Source organism: Caldicellulosiruptor sp. F32 (assembly GCF_000404025.1).
GTDB lineage: Bacteria > Bacillota > Thermoanaerobacteria > Caldicellulosiruptorales > Caldicellulosiruptoraceae > Caldicellulosiruptor > Caldicellulosiruptor saccharolyticus.
The window spans coordinates 14943-34054 of sequence record NZ_APGP01000027.1; the positions used below are offsets into that span (position 1 = coordinate 14943).

Genomic DNA, 19112 nt, shown 5'->3' on the forward strand with positions numbered 1-19112 from the left:
AATGAATTTACTCAGTATTTTTACAAATCCATATTTGTGGGCATCAACCATTGCAATGGCAGTGCCGCTTGCACTTCCGGCAATTGGCGGAACTTTTTCTGAACGAGCTGGTGTTGTTAATATTTCTATGGAAGGGATAATGCTAATTTCTGCATTTGTTTCTGTTGCATTTTCGGCATACTTTCACAATGCATGGCTTGGGCTTTTAGCTGGAGTAATCTCAGGTATTTTGGTGGCATATGTATTTGCGTGGGCGGCTGCAAAAATGTACGCAAACCAAATAGTTCTTGGTATGGCTTTTAACATATTTGCATCAGGTATTACTGCTTATCTTTTCAATGCAATATATGGTCCTGAAGGAACGCCATTTGATACACCAAAACTTCCTGATGTTAAGATACCTGTTATTGATAAGATTCCTATAATTGGTCAGATTTTAAGCGGTCAAAATGTGATGGTTTATATAATGTTTGTTTTGATAATACTTAGCCAGTGGTTTTTGTTCAAGACAACTGTTGGGCTGAGACTAAGAGCTGTTGGTGAAAATCCAGAAGCTGCTGAAACAGCTGGTATAGATGTTGTAAAAATGAAGTATCTTGGTGTAATTCTTGGTGGAGCATTTTCAGCCCTTGGTGGGGCATATCTTTCAATTGGGGTTTTGAACAGTTTTTCACCTGAGATGTCGTCAGGAAGAGGTTATATAGCTTTAGCTGCTATGATTTTTGGTAAATGGACACCTGTTGGTTCATTTTTAGCATCACTTTTATTTGGCTTTGCAACAGCCCTGAGCTATACTTTGCAAGAATCATCAATTTCAAAAAACATTATCATGATGTTACCTTATGTGGTTACAATCTTGGCATTGATTGGAATAGGTGGCAAAAGCGTTGCCCCGGCAGCTGACGGTATACCTTACAGACCTAAAAAATAAGGGAAAGGAGTGGGTGGACTGTGGAGAGTGCAGAGAGCGTTGTTTATCCACCCAGGTATGAATTGGTGTTGCGAAAATTAAAGCACCTTATCGAAGAAAAATTCAAAGAGGGAGATAAGCTTCCGTCTGAGGTAGAACTTGCAAAATTTTTTGGTGTCAGTCGGGCTACTTTAAGAGAGGCAATGAGGATATTAGAAGAGGAAGGATATGTTATTAGAAAACATGGAATAGGCACTTTTGTTGCATCAAGACCAATTTTACAAACAGGTATGGAAGAACTACAAAGCATAACAAAACTTATGGAAAAGCAGGGGTATCAACCACATACAAAAGATGTAATTATTACACGTACTTATCCAAATGCAAAAGAAGCACATATGTTGAAAATTGGTCAAAATGAAGAGATTATAAAAATTGAACGTTTAAGACTTGCCGACAACATACCAGTTGTATACTGCATAGATAGACTTCCTGCTAAGCTTTTTGGTGAGAAATTTGAATTTAAGGGAGAGTCACTTTTTGACTATTTAAATGATAATTTGGGAATATATATTGCATATGCAGTCTCTGATATAATTCCAATGCTTGCTGAAAAAAATGGGATATATAAAAAGTTGGAGCTTGAAAAAAACGATGTTGTACTTTTGCTTGACCAAATACATTTTGACCAAAGTGATACTCCTATATTATATTCTTCAAATTTCTTTTCACCCAAAAAGTTTAGATTCTACATTGTAAGAAAGAGGGTATAAAAAGATGAAATACTTAACCGAGATTGATAATACGTTAAAGAGTATTTTGAATTTAGCAAAAGAACAGCAAAGTAGGGCCTATGCACCCTATTCAAACTTTAAAGTTGGGGCGGCGGTTTTAACACAAAGTGGAAAAATGTATTTAGGCTGTAATATTGAAAATGCCTCCTATTCTCTGACAATCTGTGCTGAAAGAGTTGCTCTTTTCAAAGCAATTTCAGAGGGCCACAAAGATATTAAGACTATTTTTGTAATCGGCCCTCAAAATGAACCCATTTCGCCATGTGGTGCGTGTAGGCAGGTTATGCTTGAGCTTGCAAAAGATGCTACAATATATCTTTCAAACTATGATATGACTAAAATCATTGAAACTTATGCAAAAGAGCTTTTACCCTATGGCTTTGATTTATAAATTATCGAACAAAATGATTTTCAGGAGGGAAGACAAAGGTTGAAGGCAATACTTCTTTCGCTTCTCACAGGTTTTATAGTTGGAGCAATATTTAAGATTCTCAAGCTACCTATTCCTGCACCAAATGCTCTAGCAGGAATTGCGGGTATTTTTGGGATTTTCTTAGGTGCTTTTGCTGTAGAGCAGCTTTTAAAATTGTTTACAAAATAAATCTTTAAGGATGAATAAGAAGGTGAGATTTTTATGTTGATAACTGAAATTATACGCAAAAAGAGAGATGGGTTTGAGCTTAACAAGGATGAATTAGAGTTTCTAATAAATGGGTATATAAACGATGAGATTCCCGACTATCAAATGGCAGCATTTTTGATGGCAGTTTATTTTCGAGGAATGTCAAAAGAAGAGCTGACTACTTTTACAATGCTGATGGCTCAGTCAGGTGAGATGGTAGACCTGAGTAAAATAGAGGGGATAAAGGTTGACAAACATTCAAGCGGTGGGATAGCTGACACAACAACTCTTGTACTAATACCTCTTGCAGCATCAGTTGGAGTAAAGGTTGCTAAAATGTCAGGTAGAGGACTTTCACACACAGGTGGCACAATTGACAAGTTAGAATCAATCCCTGGGTTTAGAACAGAGCTTTCTAAGGATGAGTTTATTGAAGCTGTCAACAGGGTTGGAGCAGCAATTGTTGGGCAGTCGAAGGACCTTGTTCCTGCTGACAAAAAGATTTACGCTCTGAGAGATGTTACAGCAACAGTTGAATCAATTCCACTCATTGCATCCTCTATTATGAGCAAAAAGATAGCAGCAGGGGCTGATAAAATAATTCTTGATGTCAAATTTGGAAAAGGTGCTTTTATGAAAAGATATGAGGATGCGAAAGAACTTGCCAAAACTATGGTTGAAATTGGCAATTTGGCTGGCAGGGAAACAGTGGCATATGTGACAGATATGAATCAGCCGCTTGGACTGATGATAGGGAATTCCTTAGAGGTTATTGAAGCAATAGAAGTATTAAAAGGAAGAGGACATGAGGATTTGAGAAGCCTTTGCATTGAATTTGCAACAGAGATGATGATTTTATCGGGTGTTGAGAAAGATAGAGAAAGAGCAAAAGAAAGACTTATTGAAAGCATTGAAAAAGGCTGGGCACTCAAAAAATTTAAAGAGATAATTCAAAACCAAGGTGGAAATCCTGAAGTTGTTAATGATTATTCACTGCTACCCCAGGCAAAATATGTTTATGAACTGAAATGCGAAGAAGACTTATATATAAAGGATATTGATGCGTTAAAACTTGGAATAGCTGCTTTAAAACTTGGCAGCGGTAGACAGAAAAAAGAAGACGTCATAGACTACTCAGTTGGAATTGAGCTGTTTGGCAAGATAGGTAGCAAGATTGAAAAAGGCAAGCCTTATGCGCGGATTTATGCAAACGATGAAAGAAAACTAAATGAGGTCATATCAGATGTGGAAGATGCTTTTACGTTCTCACGAGAATATGTAGAGAAAAGAAAGGTCATATTTGCTAAAATAACAAAAGATGGTATATATGAAATGTAAAATTTTATGAGGAGTGATTAGAAATGACAAAAAAAGAAATAGCAAAGTTTATTGATCATACCTTTTTAAAATCAAATGCTACTCATGCAGACATAAAAAAGCTTTGTGATGAAGCGCTCAAATATTCTTTTGCCTCAGTTTGTGTCAATCCATACTATGTCAAGGTTTGCAAGGAGTATTTAAAAGACTCCCCGGTTAAGGTTGCAACTGTGGTAGGTTTTCCACTTGGTGCAACTTCCATGAAAACTAAGATATTTGAAGCAAGAGAAGCATTTGAAGATGGAGCAGATGAGATAGACATGGTTATAAATATTGGAGCTTTGTTAGAAGGAAATGTAGACTATGTATACGAAGAGATAAAAAACATTGTTGATATTGCAAGGGGGTATAAAAATAAGATTGTAAAAGTGATTATTGAAACATCTGAGCTAAGTGACCAACAGAAAATAGAAGCATGTAAAATAGTGATGGATGCAGGAGCTGATTTTGTAAAGACTTCAACAGGCTTTTCCAAAAGTGGTGCCAAGTATGAGGATATACTTTTGATGAGAAAAGTTGTTGGTGACAAAATAAAGATAAAAGCTTCAGGCGGTATTAGAACCTATGAAGATGCACTTGAAATGATAGAAGCAGGTGCAAGCAGGATTGGTACAAGTTCTGGTATTGCAATTGTTTCAGAAGATTAAACTGAATTTTTACTTTTCTGGGAAGGGGATTTTCTATCATGAAGGTAGTCCTAATTGTACTTGACAGTGTAGGTGTTGGTGAGTTAGAAGATGCAAAACTATACGGTGATGAGGGAAGCAATACACTTTCAAATACTTCATATGCTGTTGGTGGCATAGAGCTCAAAAATATGTATAAGCTTGGAATAGGAAATATTACAGACATAAAAGGCACACCCCCGAATCCAAATCCAATTGGCGTTTTTGGCAAAAGCAAGGAAAAATCAAAAGGTAAAGATACAATTACAGGGCATTGGGAAATAGCAGGGGTTGTGTTGGAAGAACCGTTTAAAACTTTTCCTGAGGGGTTTCCAGAGGAACTTATTAAAGAATTTGAGAGACAAATTGGCAGAAAAGTGCTGGGGAATAAAGTGGCATCTGGTACTGAAATAATAAAAGAGCTTGGAGAGCAGCATATAAAAACTGGCTACCCTATTGTGTATACCTCGGCAGATTCTGTATTTCAGATTGCTGCTCATGAAGATGTCATTCCTCTTTATGAGCTTTATAGAATATGCGAGATAGCAAGAAGAATGTTGGTTGGTAAATGGCTTGTTGCAAGGGTTATTGCAAGACCTTTTATTGGAAAAGACAGAAATAGTTTTGTCAGAACTTATAACAGAAAAGACTTTGCAGTTGAGCCGCCTTATGAGACACTGCTCGATAATGTAAAAGAAGCAGGACTTGAAGTTGTAGGTATTGGCAAGATTGAAGACATATTTGCAAAAAGAGGCTTGAGTATGAGCATTCACACAGAGGGGAATATGGATGGAATTAATAAGACGTTACAAGCAATGGATGAGGTAAAAGATGGGCTTATATTTACTAACCTTGTAGACTATGACATGCTCTATGGGCATAGAAATGACCCAATAGGGTATGCTAAGGCCTTGCTTGAGTTTGATGAAAGACTTCCTGAGATTATTGAAAAGCTTGAAAAAGACGATATTCTTATAATTACAGCTGACCATGGGTGTGACCCAACAACGCCCAGTACAGACCATTCACGTGAGCATGTGCCAATATTGATATATGGTCAAAAAATTAAAAAAGGTTATAATCTTGGAACAAGGGAGAGTTTTTCTGATATTGGTCAGACAATTGCTGAGTATTTGAAAGTTAAAGCCTTGCGAAGTGGAGAGAGCTTTTTAAAAGAAATTTTGATATAATTTTAATTGGAATTTTTATAAAAATTGAGGTGATTTTATGTATTACCAAAAGGTCAAAGAGGCTGCTGAATTTATTCAACGTCACCTTCCTCAAGTTCCAGAGATTGCAATAATTTTGGGAAGTGGCCTTGGAGAGTTTGCAGAGACAATTGAAGATAAGATTGTATTAAAATATTCTGAAATTCCTTATTTTCCTGTCTCGACAGTAAAGGGACATAAAGGGAACTTGATGTTTGGAGATGTCAAAGGTAGAAAGGTTTTAGCGTTTCAAGGGAGATTTCATCTTTATGAGGGGTACAAGGTTGAAGAGGTTGTGTTTGGAGTAAGAGTTGCAGGCTTGCTTGGGGTGAAGAATCTAATTGTGACAAATGCAGCAGGTGGGATATCACAATTTTTATCACCTGGGGATTTAATGGTAATAAAAGACCATATCAATCTTTCTGGTGAAAATCCAGCAATAGGTGAGGATGCTCAGTATTTTGGTGAAAGATTTTTTGACATGACATATGCATATGACAAAGAGACAATTGAGAAGGCAAAGGATGTTTACAAGAAAAATGGAGTTGACTACAAAGAAGGAGTGTACGCATTTTTAAAAGGTCCTTCATATGAAACACCCTCAGAGATAAGAATGCTCAAAATACTGGGTGCTGATGCAGTTGGCATGTCAACTGTTCCAGAGGTCATTGCTGCAAGACAGATGGGAATTAGGGTTTTTGGTATTTCGTGTATAACAAACATGGCTGCTGGGATCTTAGACAAAAAGCTTTCTCATGAAGAGGTTATTGAGGTATCAAAGACAGTTGAAGAAAAGTTCATTAAAATAATTAGAGATATAATTGAGATAATGTAAGAAAAAGATAACAGCTCCTACATCGCAAACTAAAGGCGATGTAGGGCTTTTTGTTTTGTATATTGTATCGATGCAATTGGCAACCGATATTTTGATTTTTACTTTTTATAATGTAAAATTATTGTAGAAAAATTGTTAATTTGAGGTGAGAATATGGACAAGAAAACCAAGTTTTGGATATTTTCAGGAATATTGATAGCAGCTGTTTTTGTGTTAACCTTTACAATTAAAATACCGTTGCTAACAGGCTACTTTAATATCGGTGATGTTATTATTATGCTTGCAGCCATTTTGTTTGGCAAGGGAGTAGGGTTTTTATCGGGTTCTTTTGGTTCTGCTCTTTCAGATATAGCTTCTGGTTATTTAGTCTATGCTCCATTTACATTTATCATTAAAGGATTGGAAGGGTATATATGTGGTCTTATATTTGAAAAGTTAGAAAAAGGTAAAAAGCCAAATATTGGTTTTATTGTCGCAACCATACTCAGTGGTATTTGGATGGCAGTTGGTTATTTTTTGTCAGAAGCTTTTGTGTTAAAATATGTGTCATCAGCATTAAATGTTAATAGAGACCTGCAGTTTGGATTTAAAACGGCGCTTGTAAATCTTCCGTTTAATTTGTTGCAAGGGATATTGTCAGCTGTAATTGCTATAGTATTAATTGTGCCACTTTATAAGAATAAATTTATTGGGAAGATGAGAACTTGAGATATCTAAAATTTCCTTATTTGCCAAGTAAAAAAGTTACCCATGTTTTGATTGATAAAAGAGCTTATGATAAGACAGTCTATATCTTAGAAGATTTAAAGATTGAAGCAATTTTTTGCGAAGAATCAAATGATGTATATAATGCCATTTCTTCTCATCCAGACATATTTTATTTTCACTATGAAGATAATCTAATATTTGCCGCTCCCAACTCACCAAAGAAAACTACAGACGAACTTTGTAAATTGGGATTCAATATAATGTTTGGTGAAAGGAATATATCTAAAGAGTATCCAGGGGACATTGGTTATAATTTAGCAAGGATTGGTAACTTCGTCTTTCACAATTTCAGATTTACTGATAAAATTATTTTAAAGTACATTGAAAAAGATAACTTAAGGAAAGTACATGTAAACCAAGGATATTCAAAGTGTTCAATATTAATTATAAACGAAAGGGCGATTATAACCTCAGACAAGAAGATTTACAAAAAAGCTCTTGAAAATAACATAGATGCACTTTTAATAGTACCCGGGTTTATAAAATTAGAGGGTCTAAACTACGGATTTATTGGTGGTTGTGGAGGATTGATTGACAAAGATGTTTTAATTTTTAATGGTGATATATCAAAGCATCCAGATTATAGCAAAATAAAAGAATTTCTAAAGAAATATAAAATTGAATGCTTGTGTACAGAAGGCTTTGAGCTTTCAGATATAGGTTCGATCATTCCTTTGTGTCAGCAGTAACAAAAAGAGCATACTTAAAAAGAATTTTTGAGGGTATATTTATTATAGTCCCTTTACTCAAAGAATATTATTCAGGGATGTGAAAAGGATGCAAATATTGAGTTTGGGAGTGGCAGAAGAACCTTTCTTTGTATATAGTAGATTAAAAAAACAATTTGATGAACTAGAAAATATAAAAGGACTTTCAATAGAGCAAGGACAGAGCGGAGAAATAACCTTTTATGGAATATTTTTGAGTGATGAGGAAATAAAGAAGAACCTTGATTTATACACATATGAGAGAATAAAATATTTCATTGCTGCAGCTCTGTGCAATGTGATAATTGATTATACAAAGGAGAAGCTGATTTGCAAATTAGTAGATGAAAACTACTATTTTTTGGATGGTGTAGAAAAAGAAAAGATTTTGTTTGAAAGTAGAAAAAGAATGGATGAGATAGTTGAAAGCAGCGGATTTTCAAATATTAGATATGAGATAATTAAAAAGGTTTTAGACTTTCTTGATTATAACTTTGAATTTAATTTTGAAGGCTTTTTGACATTTAGATTAAAGGAATATCTTAAAATCATAAACAATATCATTGAAGATGCAGCAAGCAAGTACTTTTTAGAAAGAGAGTATATCCAGTTTATAAACTTGTTGAAATACTTTTTAGATCTCCAAAATACAAAAATAGATTTAGTCCACATAGTTCCTGATGAAGAAGCGTATATTCTATATGACAAAGAACTTAAAGAGATAAAAGACGAGTTTTTTGAAATGTTATCAAGAAATTTGAAGTTAAATCTTAGCAAAGAGGATATATTGCTCAGCAGATTAATATCTCTTTCGCCCCAGCAAGTTATCTTTCACAGACATTGCAGCTCCAATCTCTCTCAGGATATTTTAGAGATACTTTCTCTTGTATTTGAACAGAGAATTCGCTTTTGTGATGAATGTGAGATTGAAAAATCAAAGACTATTGCCAAAAGTGAGGAATAAATCCTCACTTTTTTTATGCTGGTGTCAAACAAAGTTTACTTCAGCTATTTAAAGTGATATAATTTTAAAGGGAATAACCTCAAAGAGGTGCAAAAGGGTATGAATCAAAAGCTAAAAAATAAGATGACCGACCATCTTTTTGAAGCCATACTGGAACTTAAGACAATAGAAGAATGTTATAACTTTTTTGAAGATTTGTGTACTGTAAAAGAGATTCAGGAACTTTCGCAACGATTTGAAGTTGCAAAGCTTTTATTTGAAGGTGCAAAGTACAGTGAGATAACCCAAAAAACAGGGGCTTCTCCTGCTACAATAAGCAGAGTAAATAGATGTTTAAATTATGGAGCAGATGGATATAGAACTGTATTAGAGAGAATAAAAAGAAAAAACAAGATTGGATGAGCAAAAGTGATGGAACTTTTTATAGCAACAGCCTTTGGTGTTGAATCTGTAACAAAAGAGGAATTGATAAGATTAGGATATAAAGATTTAAAAGTTGAAAATGGAAGAATATTTGTTCGAGGAGATATAGAGGATATTCCAAGGCTTAATATAAATCTTAGGACTGCAAATAGGGTTTTTGCCATACTTAAAAAATTTAAAGCAGAGACGTTTGATGAGCTTTTTAGTGGCATTTATGATTTTGAGTGGCAAGAAATTCTTCCCAAGGATGCTCATATTCTTATAACAGGCAGGTCTGAAAAGTCCAAACTTTTTAGTATAAGCAGCTGCCAGTCTATAACAAAGAAAGCTATAATTGAAAAGTTAAAGAAAAAGTACAGTGTATCATGGTTTGAGGAGACAGGGAATCTCTATAAGATTGAGATTGCTCTTTTGAATGATACAGCATATGTACTTTTTGATACAACAGGTGAGTCTCTTCACAAAAGAGGATACAGAAAACTTCAGTCACTTGCGCCTTTAAAAGAAAATATAGCAGCGACATTGGTAATTTTGAGCAGGTGGAGACCTCAACAGGAGGTTTTATGGGATCCCTTTTGTGGTTCGGGAACAATTCCTATTGAGGCAGCTATGATTGCTAAAAATATTGCACCTGGTTTAAATAGGACATTCTTAGCTGAGCAAAATAGTTTTGTGTCTCAAGATTTATGGAACAAGGCAAGACTTGAGGCTATTGGAAAAATTGATTATAATAGTAAATTTAATATTTTAGCTTCTGACATAGATGAAAAGATGATTTATATTGCAAAGACTAATGCAAAAGCTGCAGGGGTTGAAAAGGATATAAGATTCTTTAAAGCAGATAGCAGAAAAATCAAAAAATCTTCTGACAAAGGCATAGTTATTACAAATCCACCTTATGGAGAGAGGATAGATAATAGTGACATTTTTAATCTTTATAGGGATTTTGGAAAATGTCTAAGAGATTTTAGTGGCTGGAGATTTTTTATTTTATCTGGCTATGATAAGTTTGAAAAGGCGTTTGGCAAGAAGGCAGACAAAAATAGGAAACTCTACAATGGGAAGATTAAAACTTATCTTTATTTTTATATTCAAGTATGATAAAATTAAGAAAAAAGTTCCACAATTTATAAGGAGTGCAGAACAAAGATGAGTGATAACAATGTTTTAGAACTTGTAGTATCTTCTTTACAGAGTTTAAATGCCTCGTTTGAAAACGTGGGGAAAAGACTTGAAAATATTGAAAAGCAACTCGAAGGTATGGGGAAACGGATAGATAGCATGGAAAAACGACTTGATAGCGTGGAAAAACGACTTGATAGTGTGGAAAAACGACTTGATACCATGGAAAAACGATTTGACCAGTTAGAAAAGAGATTAGATAGCTTAGAGCAAAGGCTGGATAGAGTGGAACAAAGACTTGATATGGTAGAGCAAAGATTGGATAGAGTAGAGCAAAGATTAGATAATCTTGAAATGAGGGTCACAAGATTAGAAAATGAAGTAGGAGAACTCAAAGATAATGTGAAAGAGCTTAACAGAAGAATGAATGCAGTATATGACCAGGTTGCATTCTTAACAGAGTTTAGGACGGAGGTTTTAATATTCAAAGATGAGACAAATAAGAAATTTGAAAAAGTCACCAAAGAGCAAGAGGCAATAAAGGATTGGTTAAAGGACCAAGAAGTTGAAATAAGAACCTTAAAGCTTGCCCAAAATCAGTAAGAACAAGAGTGTACATAGTGAGATAAGAAAGTTAAAAGGGCTGCTGCTTTTTTAAATGCTGTGCAGCCCTTTTAAATTTTTTATTCATTGTTTTTTTTCTTAAACTTTTCTAAATCTTCATTGACAAATTTCATATTCAGTTTAGAGAAGTTTATTTTGTCAATCTTGATTGTATTTATCGACTTTACAAAATTGTCTAAAGTAATATTATTCCAATAAAGAACAGGCACAGATAAATCAATAGTATAGTAGTACTGCTTGTACTTTATCATGTATATTACCCTGTTTTGAAGACTTAAGAAGTTAAAGTCTCGATTAGGATTTCCCTTTGCTAAGTTTGGTAGTTTGCTTAGGTTGTATACATAAGTGAACTTGTAAATTGTAAGTTCACCAGTTGAGTACTTTTGAAGGCTCATATCAACTGTTTTACTTTTATATTCATTGCTTTCAACCCAAGCTTGCATAGCATTTTTTATAATTTTCTCAGCTGGATCGAGATTAATGCCACCGTTTATTGTTAAAGTTGAATATGGTGTATTGTAAAGTGTGATTGTTTCGACATCTGATATTCCCTGAGAAATTGGAAGAGCAGTTGCATTTATTACTTGAGTGTAATAACTGTAATAATAGTATGGAATATTTGTTTTATAATCTTTAGATATATTCATTTCAAATGGTGCTTTGCTGAGCTTTACAGTTTTAGAAGTGCTTTGTGGTTTTAAATCACCCGTCCAAAGTATAGAATCAAGGTATTTGCTTTTTGCTGGTATTGGTTTGAATGAGTTTATAATCCTATCATATTTTTGTTTGTCTTTGTTATATTTGTCCTCTTTGACATAAAGCTTTACAAAATATTTGTTGTTATTGAAGTCCACATACATTCTTTTTTCAACGAAATTTTTCTGGAGGCTCTTTCTTATATTGAGCTCAAAGAGTTTGGCTTTTGCACCATTTATATTTAAAGTTTTAGAAGAAATTATCTTGCAAAGAGATTTGTTATAAAGCTCAACGTTTTTCATCTCAAGTTCAACCCACTTGTCAAAACTTACATTTGAATTAGCAACAAAACTGACAGAGAGATATTCGTCATACTCTTGCTGCTCACCTTGTGGTGGCGTTGTAACTACATCTTGCTGTTTTTGAGTATTTAACCCCATTTCTTCATCTGTATAAAGTGGGGCAAAAGACTGGGTTGATGAGTTATATTCAAGGTTATAAATGTCAGTTGATTTCCAATAAGGTGGCAGGTCAATCTGCCAGCCATAACTTGTATTTTTATGAACTCTCCAGCTTGTTACGTTGTCTGCTAAATCCTTTATATTAGGGTTTTTTGAATCAAACTGAAGTTCAAATGAATCAGCTATTTTATACAGAAGATTTTTATGCTCGGTATAAAAGTTTAAGTCCATGCTGATTGTGAGTCTATAAATGTAGTTATACTTCTTGTTTTTGCTAAGATAAATACGTGTAAAATTAAAGGTGCCAGAACTTTCTTCTTCATCTACAAAAACGTAAAAAGAATCTGTATAGACACTTGTGATTTCAATGTACTCTTGCCCATTTTTATCTTTACCTTTTTTCAACGAATATATTTTAGAAACCGAGCCATAATTATTTATAATGTCTGAGCCGTACAACAAAATTTCATCTAAGGAAGAAAAGCCTTCTTTGTTTAGAATTGCTTCAACACTTATATTTGCTTTATAGCTACTGCTAGACATTGAAAAATAACTTCCTTTTGGGTCTTTGTTAATATAAGCATCTTGGGGCATGTATATTGACCAGTTGTAAATGCTATTTCCAACTCTATTTTTGTTGACATCATCTTTTGAAAAAACTGTGTAAAAGTCAATAACTCCATCATCATCCTGAGCAAAACTAAAAGGAGCAACCAAAGAGATCAGAAAAGTGACAAGTAGGGAAGCTATTAAAAATCTTTTTAATTTCTTTACCATCAAATATCATCCTTTCTATGTTTTTATTTATTTTCTGGATACTCTTTTAGCACTACTTCTTTTTCAATTACCTTTCCGTTTCTCTTGATATTAATCTTTACCTTATCACCTGGAAGATATTTCATAAGGGTTTGATTATACTCTGCAATTGAATTGACAGGATAATTGTCAATTGACACAAGTATATCATTTTCTTGAATAAATCCTTTTAAAGGACTATCTTCTTTCACATCAATTATTTTCAATCCAAGAGTAGATGGCAAACCAACAATAGAAAGCCAGCTGTCTTCAAATTCAAGTCCTAAATAACATCTTTTTATTTTACCAAATTTTTTATAGTGGTTCAAAAAATAGAGAATATTTTCAGCAGGAATTGCAAAATTAATTCCCTGAAAATATTCAATACCTAAGGTATTTATGCCGACCAACTTCCCTTGCATATTTACAAGAGGACCTCCACTATTTCCAGGGTTTATAGCTGCATCTGTTTGCAAAAATGTATAAGTTTCATCTACTGGTCTGTTTAATCCACTGATTATTCCTTTTGTTACACTGTTCTGCCAACCCAAAAAAAGTGGAGTTCCAATTGCTAATACTTCTTGTCCCACTTTTATATTTTTGGGGTCTTCGATTTCGATTGGATTTATATTGGTACGATTTACTTTCAAAAGAGCCAAATCTATGTCTTTATTTCTATACAATACTGTTGCTTTATATGCTTTAGCATCATAAAAAATCACATAAGGTTGTTTCATGTCTTCTACAACATGGTTGTTTGTGAGGATTAAACCGTTTTTGTCAATGACAACACCAGACCCGTGCGTAAGCCCTGCAGGTATCTTGCTGTAGTAAAAGTCATCTGCTTTTATCTTTTTGCTGTCACCAATTATTGCTACAACAGATTTGTTAACTTTATCAATTACTTCGCTTATAGATAAGTCCTTTTTTTGAATGGTCACTCCATCTTGGGATTTTACATAATCAAAACCGAAAAAATCTTTCAAAGAGTCTAAATCCACATACATTTTGCCATTAATTACTTTTGGAGTTACTTTAATTGACTGAGCAAATGCCACGTTGAAAATGAGCAAAAAGACAATAAAAAAAACCAGATACATCTTACATAGCTTTTTCATTATAAAACCTCCCGTGTATAAATTTGTTACTATTTAATTATAACATATTTTATCAAAAGATGTTATACCCTAAGAAAGAGGTTTTCAAACTTTCCTTTTTGGGATTGATTATTTTGCATTTTTGAGTTATAATAAACTTGAAAATTGAAATACACCCCCATGGTATAGGGGTTACAAATAGAGGTTGCAAAACATTTTGAGAAAGGAGCAAAAGATAGAAAATGAAAAAGGCAGTACTTAACAAAAATCTATGTGATAGGTCACCGTTTTGCCCAGCTTCACGTTCGTGCAAGTTTGGAGCAATAAAGAGAAAAGTGCACGGTTTTTTTGATGTTGAGATTGAAATAGACAAAGAAAAGTGTACAGGATGTGGGGGTTGTACAAGGTATTGTCCTCAAGGTGCAATTGAAATTGTTGAAGAGTAGGTGTTTGAAATGCCTGACAAGGAGAGAAAAGAAGAGATTCTAAGTAGACTAAAAAATATTAAAGGTCACATTGATGGTATTATTAAAATGGTGGAAGAGGAAAAAGAATGCGAAGAGATTATGCTTCAAATAGCTGCAGTAAAAAACGCAATAGAAAAAGTTGGTTATTTTATAATCGAAAGTCATGCTGCAGAGTGCTTGTCAAGCGTAGGAAACAAAGATGATATCCAAAGGATTTTAAATATAATGATGAAGTTTTTGGGGTAAAAAAACTCCTAAAAAGTCAAGAGTGTCTTTCTTTTTTTAAACTCATTTGAGACATTGTATTTTGTGTAAAAGTGTTATTATTTTAACAAAGTGTTTTGTAAAGAATTTTATTGTGTGCTTTTGTTAAATAAATCCTATTGCCAAGGGGTAACAATATAAAAAGTTAAAAATAAAGTTTTTGGAGGTGTGTGATTGTGGCAGAATATTTTATTGATGCAAAGGGTCTTCAGTGTCCGGGGCCTATTACTCAACTTTTTAAGCAGATGAAAGAAGCTCAAAGTGGTGACATAGTCACAATTGAGGTGACAGATCCAGCATTCAAAAGAGATGTGGAGAGCTGGTGTAAAAAGACAAAAAATGAACTTTTGTCTTTAGAAGAAGTAAATGATGTTATAAAAGCTAAGATAAAGAAAGCTTAAAGGGTGATTTGTATGAGAGAGGATAAGAAGACCATTATTGTCTTTAGCAATGACATGGACAAGGTGATGGCTGCATTTGTAATTGCAACTGGTGCTGCTGCGATGGGCGATGAAGTGACAATGTTTTTTACATTCTGGGGTTTGAATGTTCTAAGAGATGCTAAAAAGAAAGCACAGGGAAAATCATTTTTAGAAAAAATGTTTGGTGCTATGATGCCAAAAGGGGTTGAAAAGCTTCCACTTTCAAAGATGAACTTTTTAGGGATTGGTCCAAAGCTTATGAAATATATGATGAAAAAGAAAAACGTGATGATGTTACCTGAGATGATAAAACAAGCGCAAGAGCTTGGTATAAAGATGGTTGCATGTTCAATGTCAATGGATGTTATGGGGATAAAAAAAGAAGAGTTAATTGATGGTGTTGAAATTGGTGGTGTTGCCACATATCTTGGTGAGGCAAGCGAAGCAGGTGTGAATCTGTTTATCTAAGTTAGGGGAATCTTAACTAATAGAGGCAGGAAAAACCCTGCCTTTTTGTTTTTTAGCTCTTTTGAAATAAAAACTGTGATATAATAATGAGACAATAATTAATTATTATTCAGAAAGGAAAATCGCTATGATCCTGCTTGTTGCAATAAACTCAAAGTATGTTCATACAAATTTAGCAGTCAGATACCTTTATCAGCTCTGTAAAGAAAACTATCCATGCGAATATGTTGAGTTTAATATCAATCAGTCTTTGCATGATGTGCTCTATGAGATTTTGAGTAAGAAACCTGAATATGTTGCAATTTCAACATATATCTGGAACAGAAGCTATGTCGAAAAACTTGTTGAAGGATTAAAAAAGGCAAGGAAAGACATAAAAATAATTCTTGGCGGGCCAGAAGTGTATTTTGACAGCCTTGATGAGTGGAAGTTTGTTGACATAATAATCAGAGGAGAGGGAGAGTACCCTTTTTTAGATTTATGTGACCATATTGCGGCTGGCAGGCAATATACCCAAAAAGAGTATCCGCCGTTTGATTTGAACAAACTTCCTTTTGCGTACAAGGACGAGAAGTTAGACCAAAGCAGAATCTATTATTATGAAAGCAGCAGAGGCTGCCCTTTTAGATGTACGTATTGTCTTTCTTCTATTGAAAAAAGTGTTAGATTTGCGTCTCTTGAAAAGGTGTTCGAAGAGCTTGACTATCTTTTTAAAAAACAAGTAAGACTTATAAAGTTTGTTGACAGGACATTTAACGCAAACAAAGAAAGAGCAATAAAAATAATAGAGTTTTGTAAACAAAAGTCGCAAGCTACCCAAATACACTTTGAAATAGACCCAACACTTTTAGATAGTGACATTATCACTGCAATAAATACTTCAAAAGATAATCTCTTCAGACTTGAAATAGGTCTTCAGAGTTTCAATCCACAAACTCTTGATGCAATTGATAGATTTTATGATATAGATAAAATTGATAAAAACTTGAAAGAGCTTATGGAGAACAAAAAGGCCATTGTTCATCTTGACTTGATAGCAGGCTTGCCATATGAAGATTTTTTGAGTTTTAAAAGAAGTCTTGATAAAACTATATTGTATTTTGCGGACGAAGTTCAACTTGGATTTTTGAAGATGTTAAAAGGAACAAAGATAAGAGAAGAAGCAGCTAAATACAATTATGAGTTTTTCAAAGATCCGCCGTATGAGGTTATCTCAAATAGCTTTATTAGCTTTGAAGAGATTTATGAGCTTAAAAAAATAGAAGATTTGATAGACAAAGTTTACAACAGGCAGTACCTCTATTTTACTTTAAGATACATCTTTCAAAAAATTTCTCCTTCTGAATTTTTTGAAAAGCTCTCAAGCAAAGTGAATAGCAATTTAAACACAAGGGAGTTTATAAAAGAGCTTTACAGAGCCATAAAAGAGAATTTTGATTTTGACAAGGCTGTATTTGATAACTTGTTCAGATTTGACATTCTAAGAAGGTTTCCGGAAGAATTTTTGCCAGAGGAATTGGCAGTGTCGAAAGAGGAAAAAGAGAAAATTAAACAAGCAATATACAGAGTCAGCCCAGAATACCAAGATATCGGAGAACCAAAAGAGATTATTAGAAGATCAAGGGCTTGCATATTCGGATTTGACATTGAAAGGTTTATAGAAGATAATAAAATTGAAAATGGAGATTTTTTATACATCTTTTTCGAAGAGAAAGTAAAGAAAATAAAACTTCAGTAAAAAGGGGGAAAAAGGGTAATATGGAGTGCACACTTTCAAAAAACCTTTCAATCTGCACATGTACTTATGAACCGTGTCCAAGAAAAGGAAGATGCTGCGAGTGTTTGCACTATCACAGGAAAAATGGACAGCTTCCTGCTTGCTATTTTTCAAAAGAAGCAGAAAGGACATATGACCGTTCAATAGAAAACTTCATTCGTGACTATTCTTCAAGGAAGTAAAAAAATAAAGAAGTGGGCAGGCAAAGTGTTTTTCTTTTCATCTGCCCACTTTTATTTTTATAAAGTAGTTATGAGCAGAAAAACATCAAGTCCTATTACTAAAGCTGCCACAATTCCAAGAATTATCTTATCTGCTAAAGAGTTTGCGAATTTACCCATGACTTTTTTGGATGACGTCAAATAAATTTGAAGAATGATTGTGATTGGTAGCTGGATACTCAATAGCATCTGTGAGAGTATTAAAGCTCTGAACGGATTTGAGATAAAAACTATGATGATAGATGCTAACACCAATGGAATGATAATTCCAACTTTAGTTGGCAGCTCTTCTATGTTGTAAGGCCTTCTATAAAACCCTGCCATGATTGTTCCACCTGTATATGCAGCTGTTATGCTTGAGGAGATGCCAGAAAGCAATAGAGCAAATGCAAAAATTGTTGCAGAGAAATTTCCCAAAATAGGCTTTAACATCTGCTGAGCCTGTGGTAGCGATTCAACAAAGATACCTTTTGTGTAAAAGGTTGTGTGAGCTATTATAATCATGCTGCTGTTAATTAAAAATCCTATAAACATTGAAAAAAGTGTATCAACAAACTCAAATTTGAGCTGATGTTTTATTACCTTTTCGTCTTGAGTGTTCCACTGCCTGCTCTGAATTATTTCAGAATGTAAAAACAAATTGTGTGGCATGACAACCGCACCAAGTATTGAAAGAACAACAATTAGTGAACCAGAAGGTATGCTTGGAGTTATCCAGCCAATGACCACATCTTTTACAGGGACCTTCACAAGAAAAAGCTCTATCAAAAAGGAAAGACCTATCAGCGACACAAACGCAATTATCCACCTTTCAACCTTTTTATATGAGTTAGAAAACAAGAAAAACATGGTAAAAGGCAGGATGATTAAACACCCAAGCTTAATAGGAATTTTAAAAAGCATCTCAAGGGCAATTGACGCTCCTAAGATTTCTGCCATAGCAGTTGAGACTGTTGCCAGCATGGCAGATGAGAGCGCAACTGTGGCAAGAGATTTATTAAGATAGATTGAAGTTGCTTCAGCCAAGCAAAGACCTGTTGCAATGCCAAGATGGGCTGCGTTGTGCTGAAGTACTATCAAAATTATGGTTGATAGTAAAACTACCCACAAAAGTTTTAAACCAAACTGGCTTCCTGCAGCCACGTTTGATGCCCAGTTTCCAGGGTCGATAAATCCCACTGTGACAAGAAGGCCCGGTCCTATGTATTTGAGTATTTCCCTTGCGTTTTTCATTTTGTGCTGCCTTTCACACCTTTCTTCTCAAGTAATTTTATGAAATATCTTCTTAAGTGGTGAATGATAAATAGTAAATCTTATCTCAAGCTCTTATATTAAAATTAATACCCAAAAAAAGATGATTGTGATATCATAGTTTGTATGAAGCTAAAAATATTTAAATGGGAACTGGACATTTTGAACACTAAA

General features: G+C 34.1%; 23 protein-coding genes. 20 read left to right on the forward strand and 3 right to left on the reverse strand.

The features are described from left to right. The first annotated feature begins 1 nt into the window (after position 1). From H964_RS01910 to H964_RS01975, 14 genes are all read left to right on the forward strand, one after another. Positions 2–931, forward strand: coding sequence for an ABC transporter permease (locus H964_RS01910; protein ID WP_039764259.1), 930 nt, complete (start codon positions 2–4; stop codon positions 929–931). 20 nt (positions 932–951) lie between these two features. Next, positions 952–1683, forward strand: coding sequence for a GntR family transcriptional regulator (locus H964_RS01915; RefSeq protein WP_039764260.1), 732 nt, complete (start codon positions 952–954; stop codon positions 1681–1683). Between the two features lie 4 nt (positions 1684–1687). Next, a complete protein-coding gene (gene cdd / locus H964_RS01920) occupies positions 1688–2095 on the forward strand; it encodes a cytidine deaminase (protein ID WP_011917824.1) in 408 nt (135 codons plus the stop codon). A 39-nt stretch (positions 2096–2134) separates the two neighbouring features. Further along, on the forward strand, positions 2135–2305 hold the full coding sequence (locus H964_RS01925) for a XapX domain-containing protein (protein WP_039764261.1): 171 nt from the start codon (positions 2135–2137) through the stop codon (positions 2303–2305). A 33-nt stretch (positions 2306–2338) separates the two neighbouring features. Continuing rightward, the gene (locus H964_RS01930) at positions 2339–3664 is read left to right on the forward strand and encodes a pyrimidine-nucleoside phosphorylase (RefSeq protein ID WP_039764262.1); all 1326 of its coding nucleotides are present in this window, start codon (positions 2339–2341) and stop codon (positions 3662–3664) included. A gap of 23 nt (positions 3665–3687) precedes the next feature. Further along, the gene (deoC, locus tag H964_RS01935) at positions 3688–4350 is read left to right on the forward strand and encodes a deoxyribose-phosphate aldolase (protein ID WP_039764263.1); all 663 of its coding nucleotides are present in this window, start codon (positions 3688–3690) and stop codon (positions 4348–4350) included. Positions 4351–4388: 38 nt separating this feature from the next. Beyond that, positions 4389–5558, forward strand: coding sequence for a phosphopentomutase (locus H964_RS01940; RefSeq protein ID WP_039764266.1), 1170 nt, complete (start codon positions 4389–4391; stop codon positions 5556–5558). 37 nt (positions 5559–5595) lie between these two features. Continuing rightward, the gene (locus tag H964_RS01945) at positions 5596–6411 is read left to right on the forward strand and encodes a purine-nucleoside phosphorylase (protein WP_039764268.1); all 816 of its coding nucleotides are present in this window, start codon (positions 5596–5598) and stop codon (positions 6409–6411) included. 153 nt (positions 6412–6564) lie between these two features. Further along, positions 6565–7119, forward strand: a complete 555-nt coding sequence (locus tag H964_RS01950) for an ECF transporter S component (protein WP_039764270.1) — start codon at positions 6565–6567, stop codon at positions 7117–7119. A gap of 47 nt (positions 7120–7166) precedes the next feature. Further along, on the forward strand, positions 7167–7868 hold the full coding sequence (locus tag H964_RS01955; RefSeq protein WP_237738165.1) for a DUF6873 family GME fold protein: 702 nt from the start codon (positions 7167–7169) through the stop codon (positions 7866–7868). A gap of 88 nt (positions 7869–7956) precedes the next feature. Then, complete coding sequence (ytxC, locus tag H964_RS01960; RefSeq protein WP_039764273.1) at positions 7957–8850, forward strand: putative sporulation protein YtxC; 894 nt, start codon at positions 7957–7959, stop codon at positions 8848–8850. Positions 8851–8949: 99 nt separating this feature from the next. Then, positions 8950–9252 (forward strand): YerC/YecD family TrpR-related protein, encoded by a 303-nt coding sequence (locus H964_RS01965; protein WP_039764275.1) that lies wholly within the window; start codon positions 8950–8952, stop codon positions 9250–9252. A gap of 6 nt (positions 9253–9258) precedes the next feature. Continuing rightward, positions 9259–10374 carry a THUMP domain-containing class I SAM-dependent RNA methyltransferase gene (locus H964_RS01970; RefSeq protein ID WP_039764276.1) on the forward strand — a complete coding sequence of 372 codons (1116 nt, stop codon included), beginning with the start codon at positions 9259–9261 and terminating at the stop codon, positions 10372–10374. Positions 10375–10422: 48 nt separating this feature from the next. Continuing rightward, positions 10423–10998 (forward strand): tropomyosin, encoded by a 576-nt coding sequence (locus H964_RS01975; protein WP_039764277.1) that lies wholly within the window; start codon positions 10423–10425, stop codon positions 10996–10998. Positions 10999–11078: 80 nt separating this feature from the next. Here the strand turns inward: H964_RS01975 and H964_RS01980 are convergent, their stop codons facing one another. Beyond that, on the reverse strand, positions 11079–12953 hold the full coding sequence (locus H964_RS01980) for a hypothetical protein (protein ID WP_039764278.1): 1875 nt from the start codon (positions 12951–12953) through the stop codon (positions 11079–11081). Between the two features lie 23 nt (positions 12954–12976). Then, a complete protein-coding gene (locus H964_RS01985) occupies positions 12977–14089 on the reverse strand; it encodes a S1C family serine protease (RefSeq protein WP_011917811.1) in 1113 nt (370 codons plus the stop codon). 221 nt (positions 14090–14310) lie between these two features. On the opposite strand from H964_RS01985, the gene H964_RS01990 reads away from it, so the two are divergent. The 6 genes from H964_RS01990 (at position 14311) to H964_RS02015 (ending at position 17648) form a co-directional block, all read left to right on the forward strand. Continuing rightward, complete coding sequence (locus H964_RS01990) at positions 14311–14514, forward strand: 4Fe-4S binding protein (RefSeq protein ID WP_039764279.1); 204 nt, start codon at positions 14311–14313, stop codon at positions 14512–14514. A gap of 9 nt (positions 14515–14523) precedes the next feature. Then, complete coding sequence (locus H964_RS01995) at positions 14524–14781, forward strand: metal-sensitive transcriptional regulator (protein ID WP_011917809.1); 258 nt, start codon at positions 14524–14526, stop codon at positions 14779–14781. A 194-nt stretch (positions 14782–14975) separates the two neighbouring features. Then, positions 14976–15200: a sulfurtransferase TusA family protein gene (locus tag H964_RS02000; RefSeq protein WP_011917808.1), complete on the forward strand. Its 225-nt coding sequence runs from the start codon at positions 14976–14978 to the stop codon at positions 15198–15200. A 12-nt stretch (positions 15201–15212) separates the two neighbouring features. Then, positions 15213–15689, forward strand: a complete 477-nt coding sequence (locus H964_RS02005; RefSeq protein ID WP_011917807.1) for a DsrE/DsrF/DrsH-like family protein — start codon at positions 15213–15215, stop codon at positions 15687–15689. 127 nt (positions 15690–15816) lie between these two features. Continuing rightward, entirely contained in the window at positions 15817–17427 is a 1611-nt protein-coding gene (locus H964_RS02010) for a B12-binding domain-containing radical SAM protein (RefSeq protein ID WP_039764281.1), read from the forward strand. A 20-nt stretch (positions 17428–17447) separates the two neighbouring features. Beyond that, complete coding sequence (locus H964_RS02015) at positions 17448–17648, forward strand: DUF6485 family protein (RefSeq protein WP_011917805.1); 201 nt, start codon at positions 17448–17450, stop codon at positions 17646–17648. A gap of 57 nt (positions 17649–17705) precedes the next feature. On the opposite strand, the gene H964_RS02020 is transcribed toward H964_RS02015, so the two are convergent. Next, the gene (locus H964_RS02020) at positions 17706–18920 is read right to left on the reverse strand and encodes an Nramp family divalent metal transporter (RefSeq protein ID WP_039764282.1); all 1215 of its coding nucleotides are present in this window, start codon (positions 18918–18920) and stop codon (positions 17706–17708) included. Positions 18921–19112: the final 192 nt, after the last annotated feature.

Coding starts and splice junctions, on each gene's coding strand:
- H964_RS01980 (WP_039764278.1), bottom strand. CDS start 12,953: ATGGTAAAGAAATTAAAAAGATTTTTAATAGCTTCCCTACTTGTCACT.
- H964_RS01990 (WP_039764279.1), top strand. CDS start 14,311: ATGAAAAAGGCAGTACTTAACAAAAATCTATGTGATAGGTCACCGTTT.
- cdd (WP_011917824.1), top strand. CDS start 1,688: ATGAAATACTTAACCGAGATTGATAATACGTTAAAGAGTATTTTGAAT.
- H964_RS01965 (WP_039764275.1), top strand. CDS start 8,950: ATGAATCAAAAGCTAAAAAATAAGATGACCGACCATCTTTTTGAAGCC.
- H964_RS01995 (WP_011917809.1), top strand. CDS start 14,524: ATGCCTGACAAGGAGAGAAAAGAAGAGATTCTAAGTAGACTAAAAAAT.
- H964_RS01930 (WP_039764262.1), top strand. CDS start 2,339: ATGTTGATAACTGAAATTATACGCAAAAAGAGAGATGGGTTTGAGCTT.
- ytxC (WP_039764273.1), top strand. CDS start 7,957: ATGCAAATATTGAGTTTGGGAGTGGCAGAAGAACCTTTCTTTGTATAT.
- H964_RS02010 (WP_039764281.1), top strand. CDS start 15,817: ATGATCCTGCTTGTTGCAATAAACTCAAAGTATGTTCATACAAATTTA.
- H964_RS02005 (WP_011917807.1), top strand. CDS start 15,213: ATGAGAGAGGATAAGAAGACCATTATTGTCTTTAGCAATGACATGGAC.
- H964_RS01910 (WP_039764259.1), top strand. CDS start 2: ATGAATTTACTCAGTATTTTTACAAATCCATATTTGTGGGCATCAACC.
- H964_RS01950 (WP_039764270.1), top strand. CDS start 6,565: ATGGACAAGAAAACCAAGTTTTGGATATTTTCAGGAATATTGATAGCA.
- deoC (WP_039764263.1), top strand. CDS start 3,688: ATGACAAAAAAAGAAATAGCAAAGTTTATTGATCATACCTTTTTAAAA.
- H964_RS01945 (WP_039764268.1), top strand. CDS start 5,596: ATGTATTACCAAAAGGTCAAAGAGGCTGCTGAATTTATTCAACGTCAC.
- H964_RS02020 (WP_039764282.1), bottom strand. CDS start 18,920: ATGAAAAACGCAAGGGAAATACTCAAATACATAGGACCGGGCCTTCTT.
- H964_RS01975 (WP_039764277.1), top strand. CDS start 10,423: ATGAGTGATAACAATGTTTTAGAACTTGTAGTATCTTCTTTACAGAGT.
- H964_RS01985 (WP_011917811.1), bottom strand. CDS start 14,089: ATGAAAAAGCTATGTAAGATGTATCTGGTTTTTTTTATTGTCTTTTTG.
- H964_RS01940 (WP_039764266.1), top strand. CDS start 4,389: ATGAAGGTAGTCCTAATTGTACTTGACAGTGTAGGTGTTGGTGAGTTA.
- H964_RS02015 (WP_011917805.1), top strand. CDS start 17,448: ATGGAGTGCACACTTTCAAAAAACCTTTCAATCTGCACATGTACTTAT.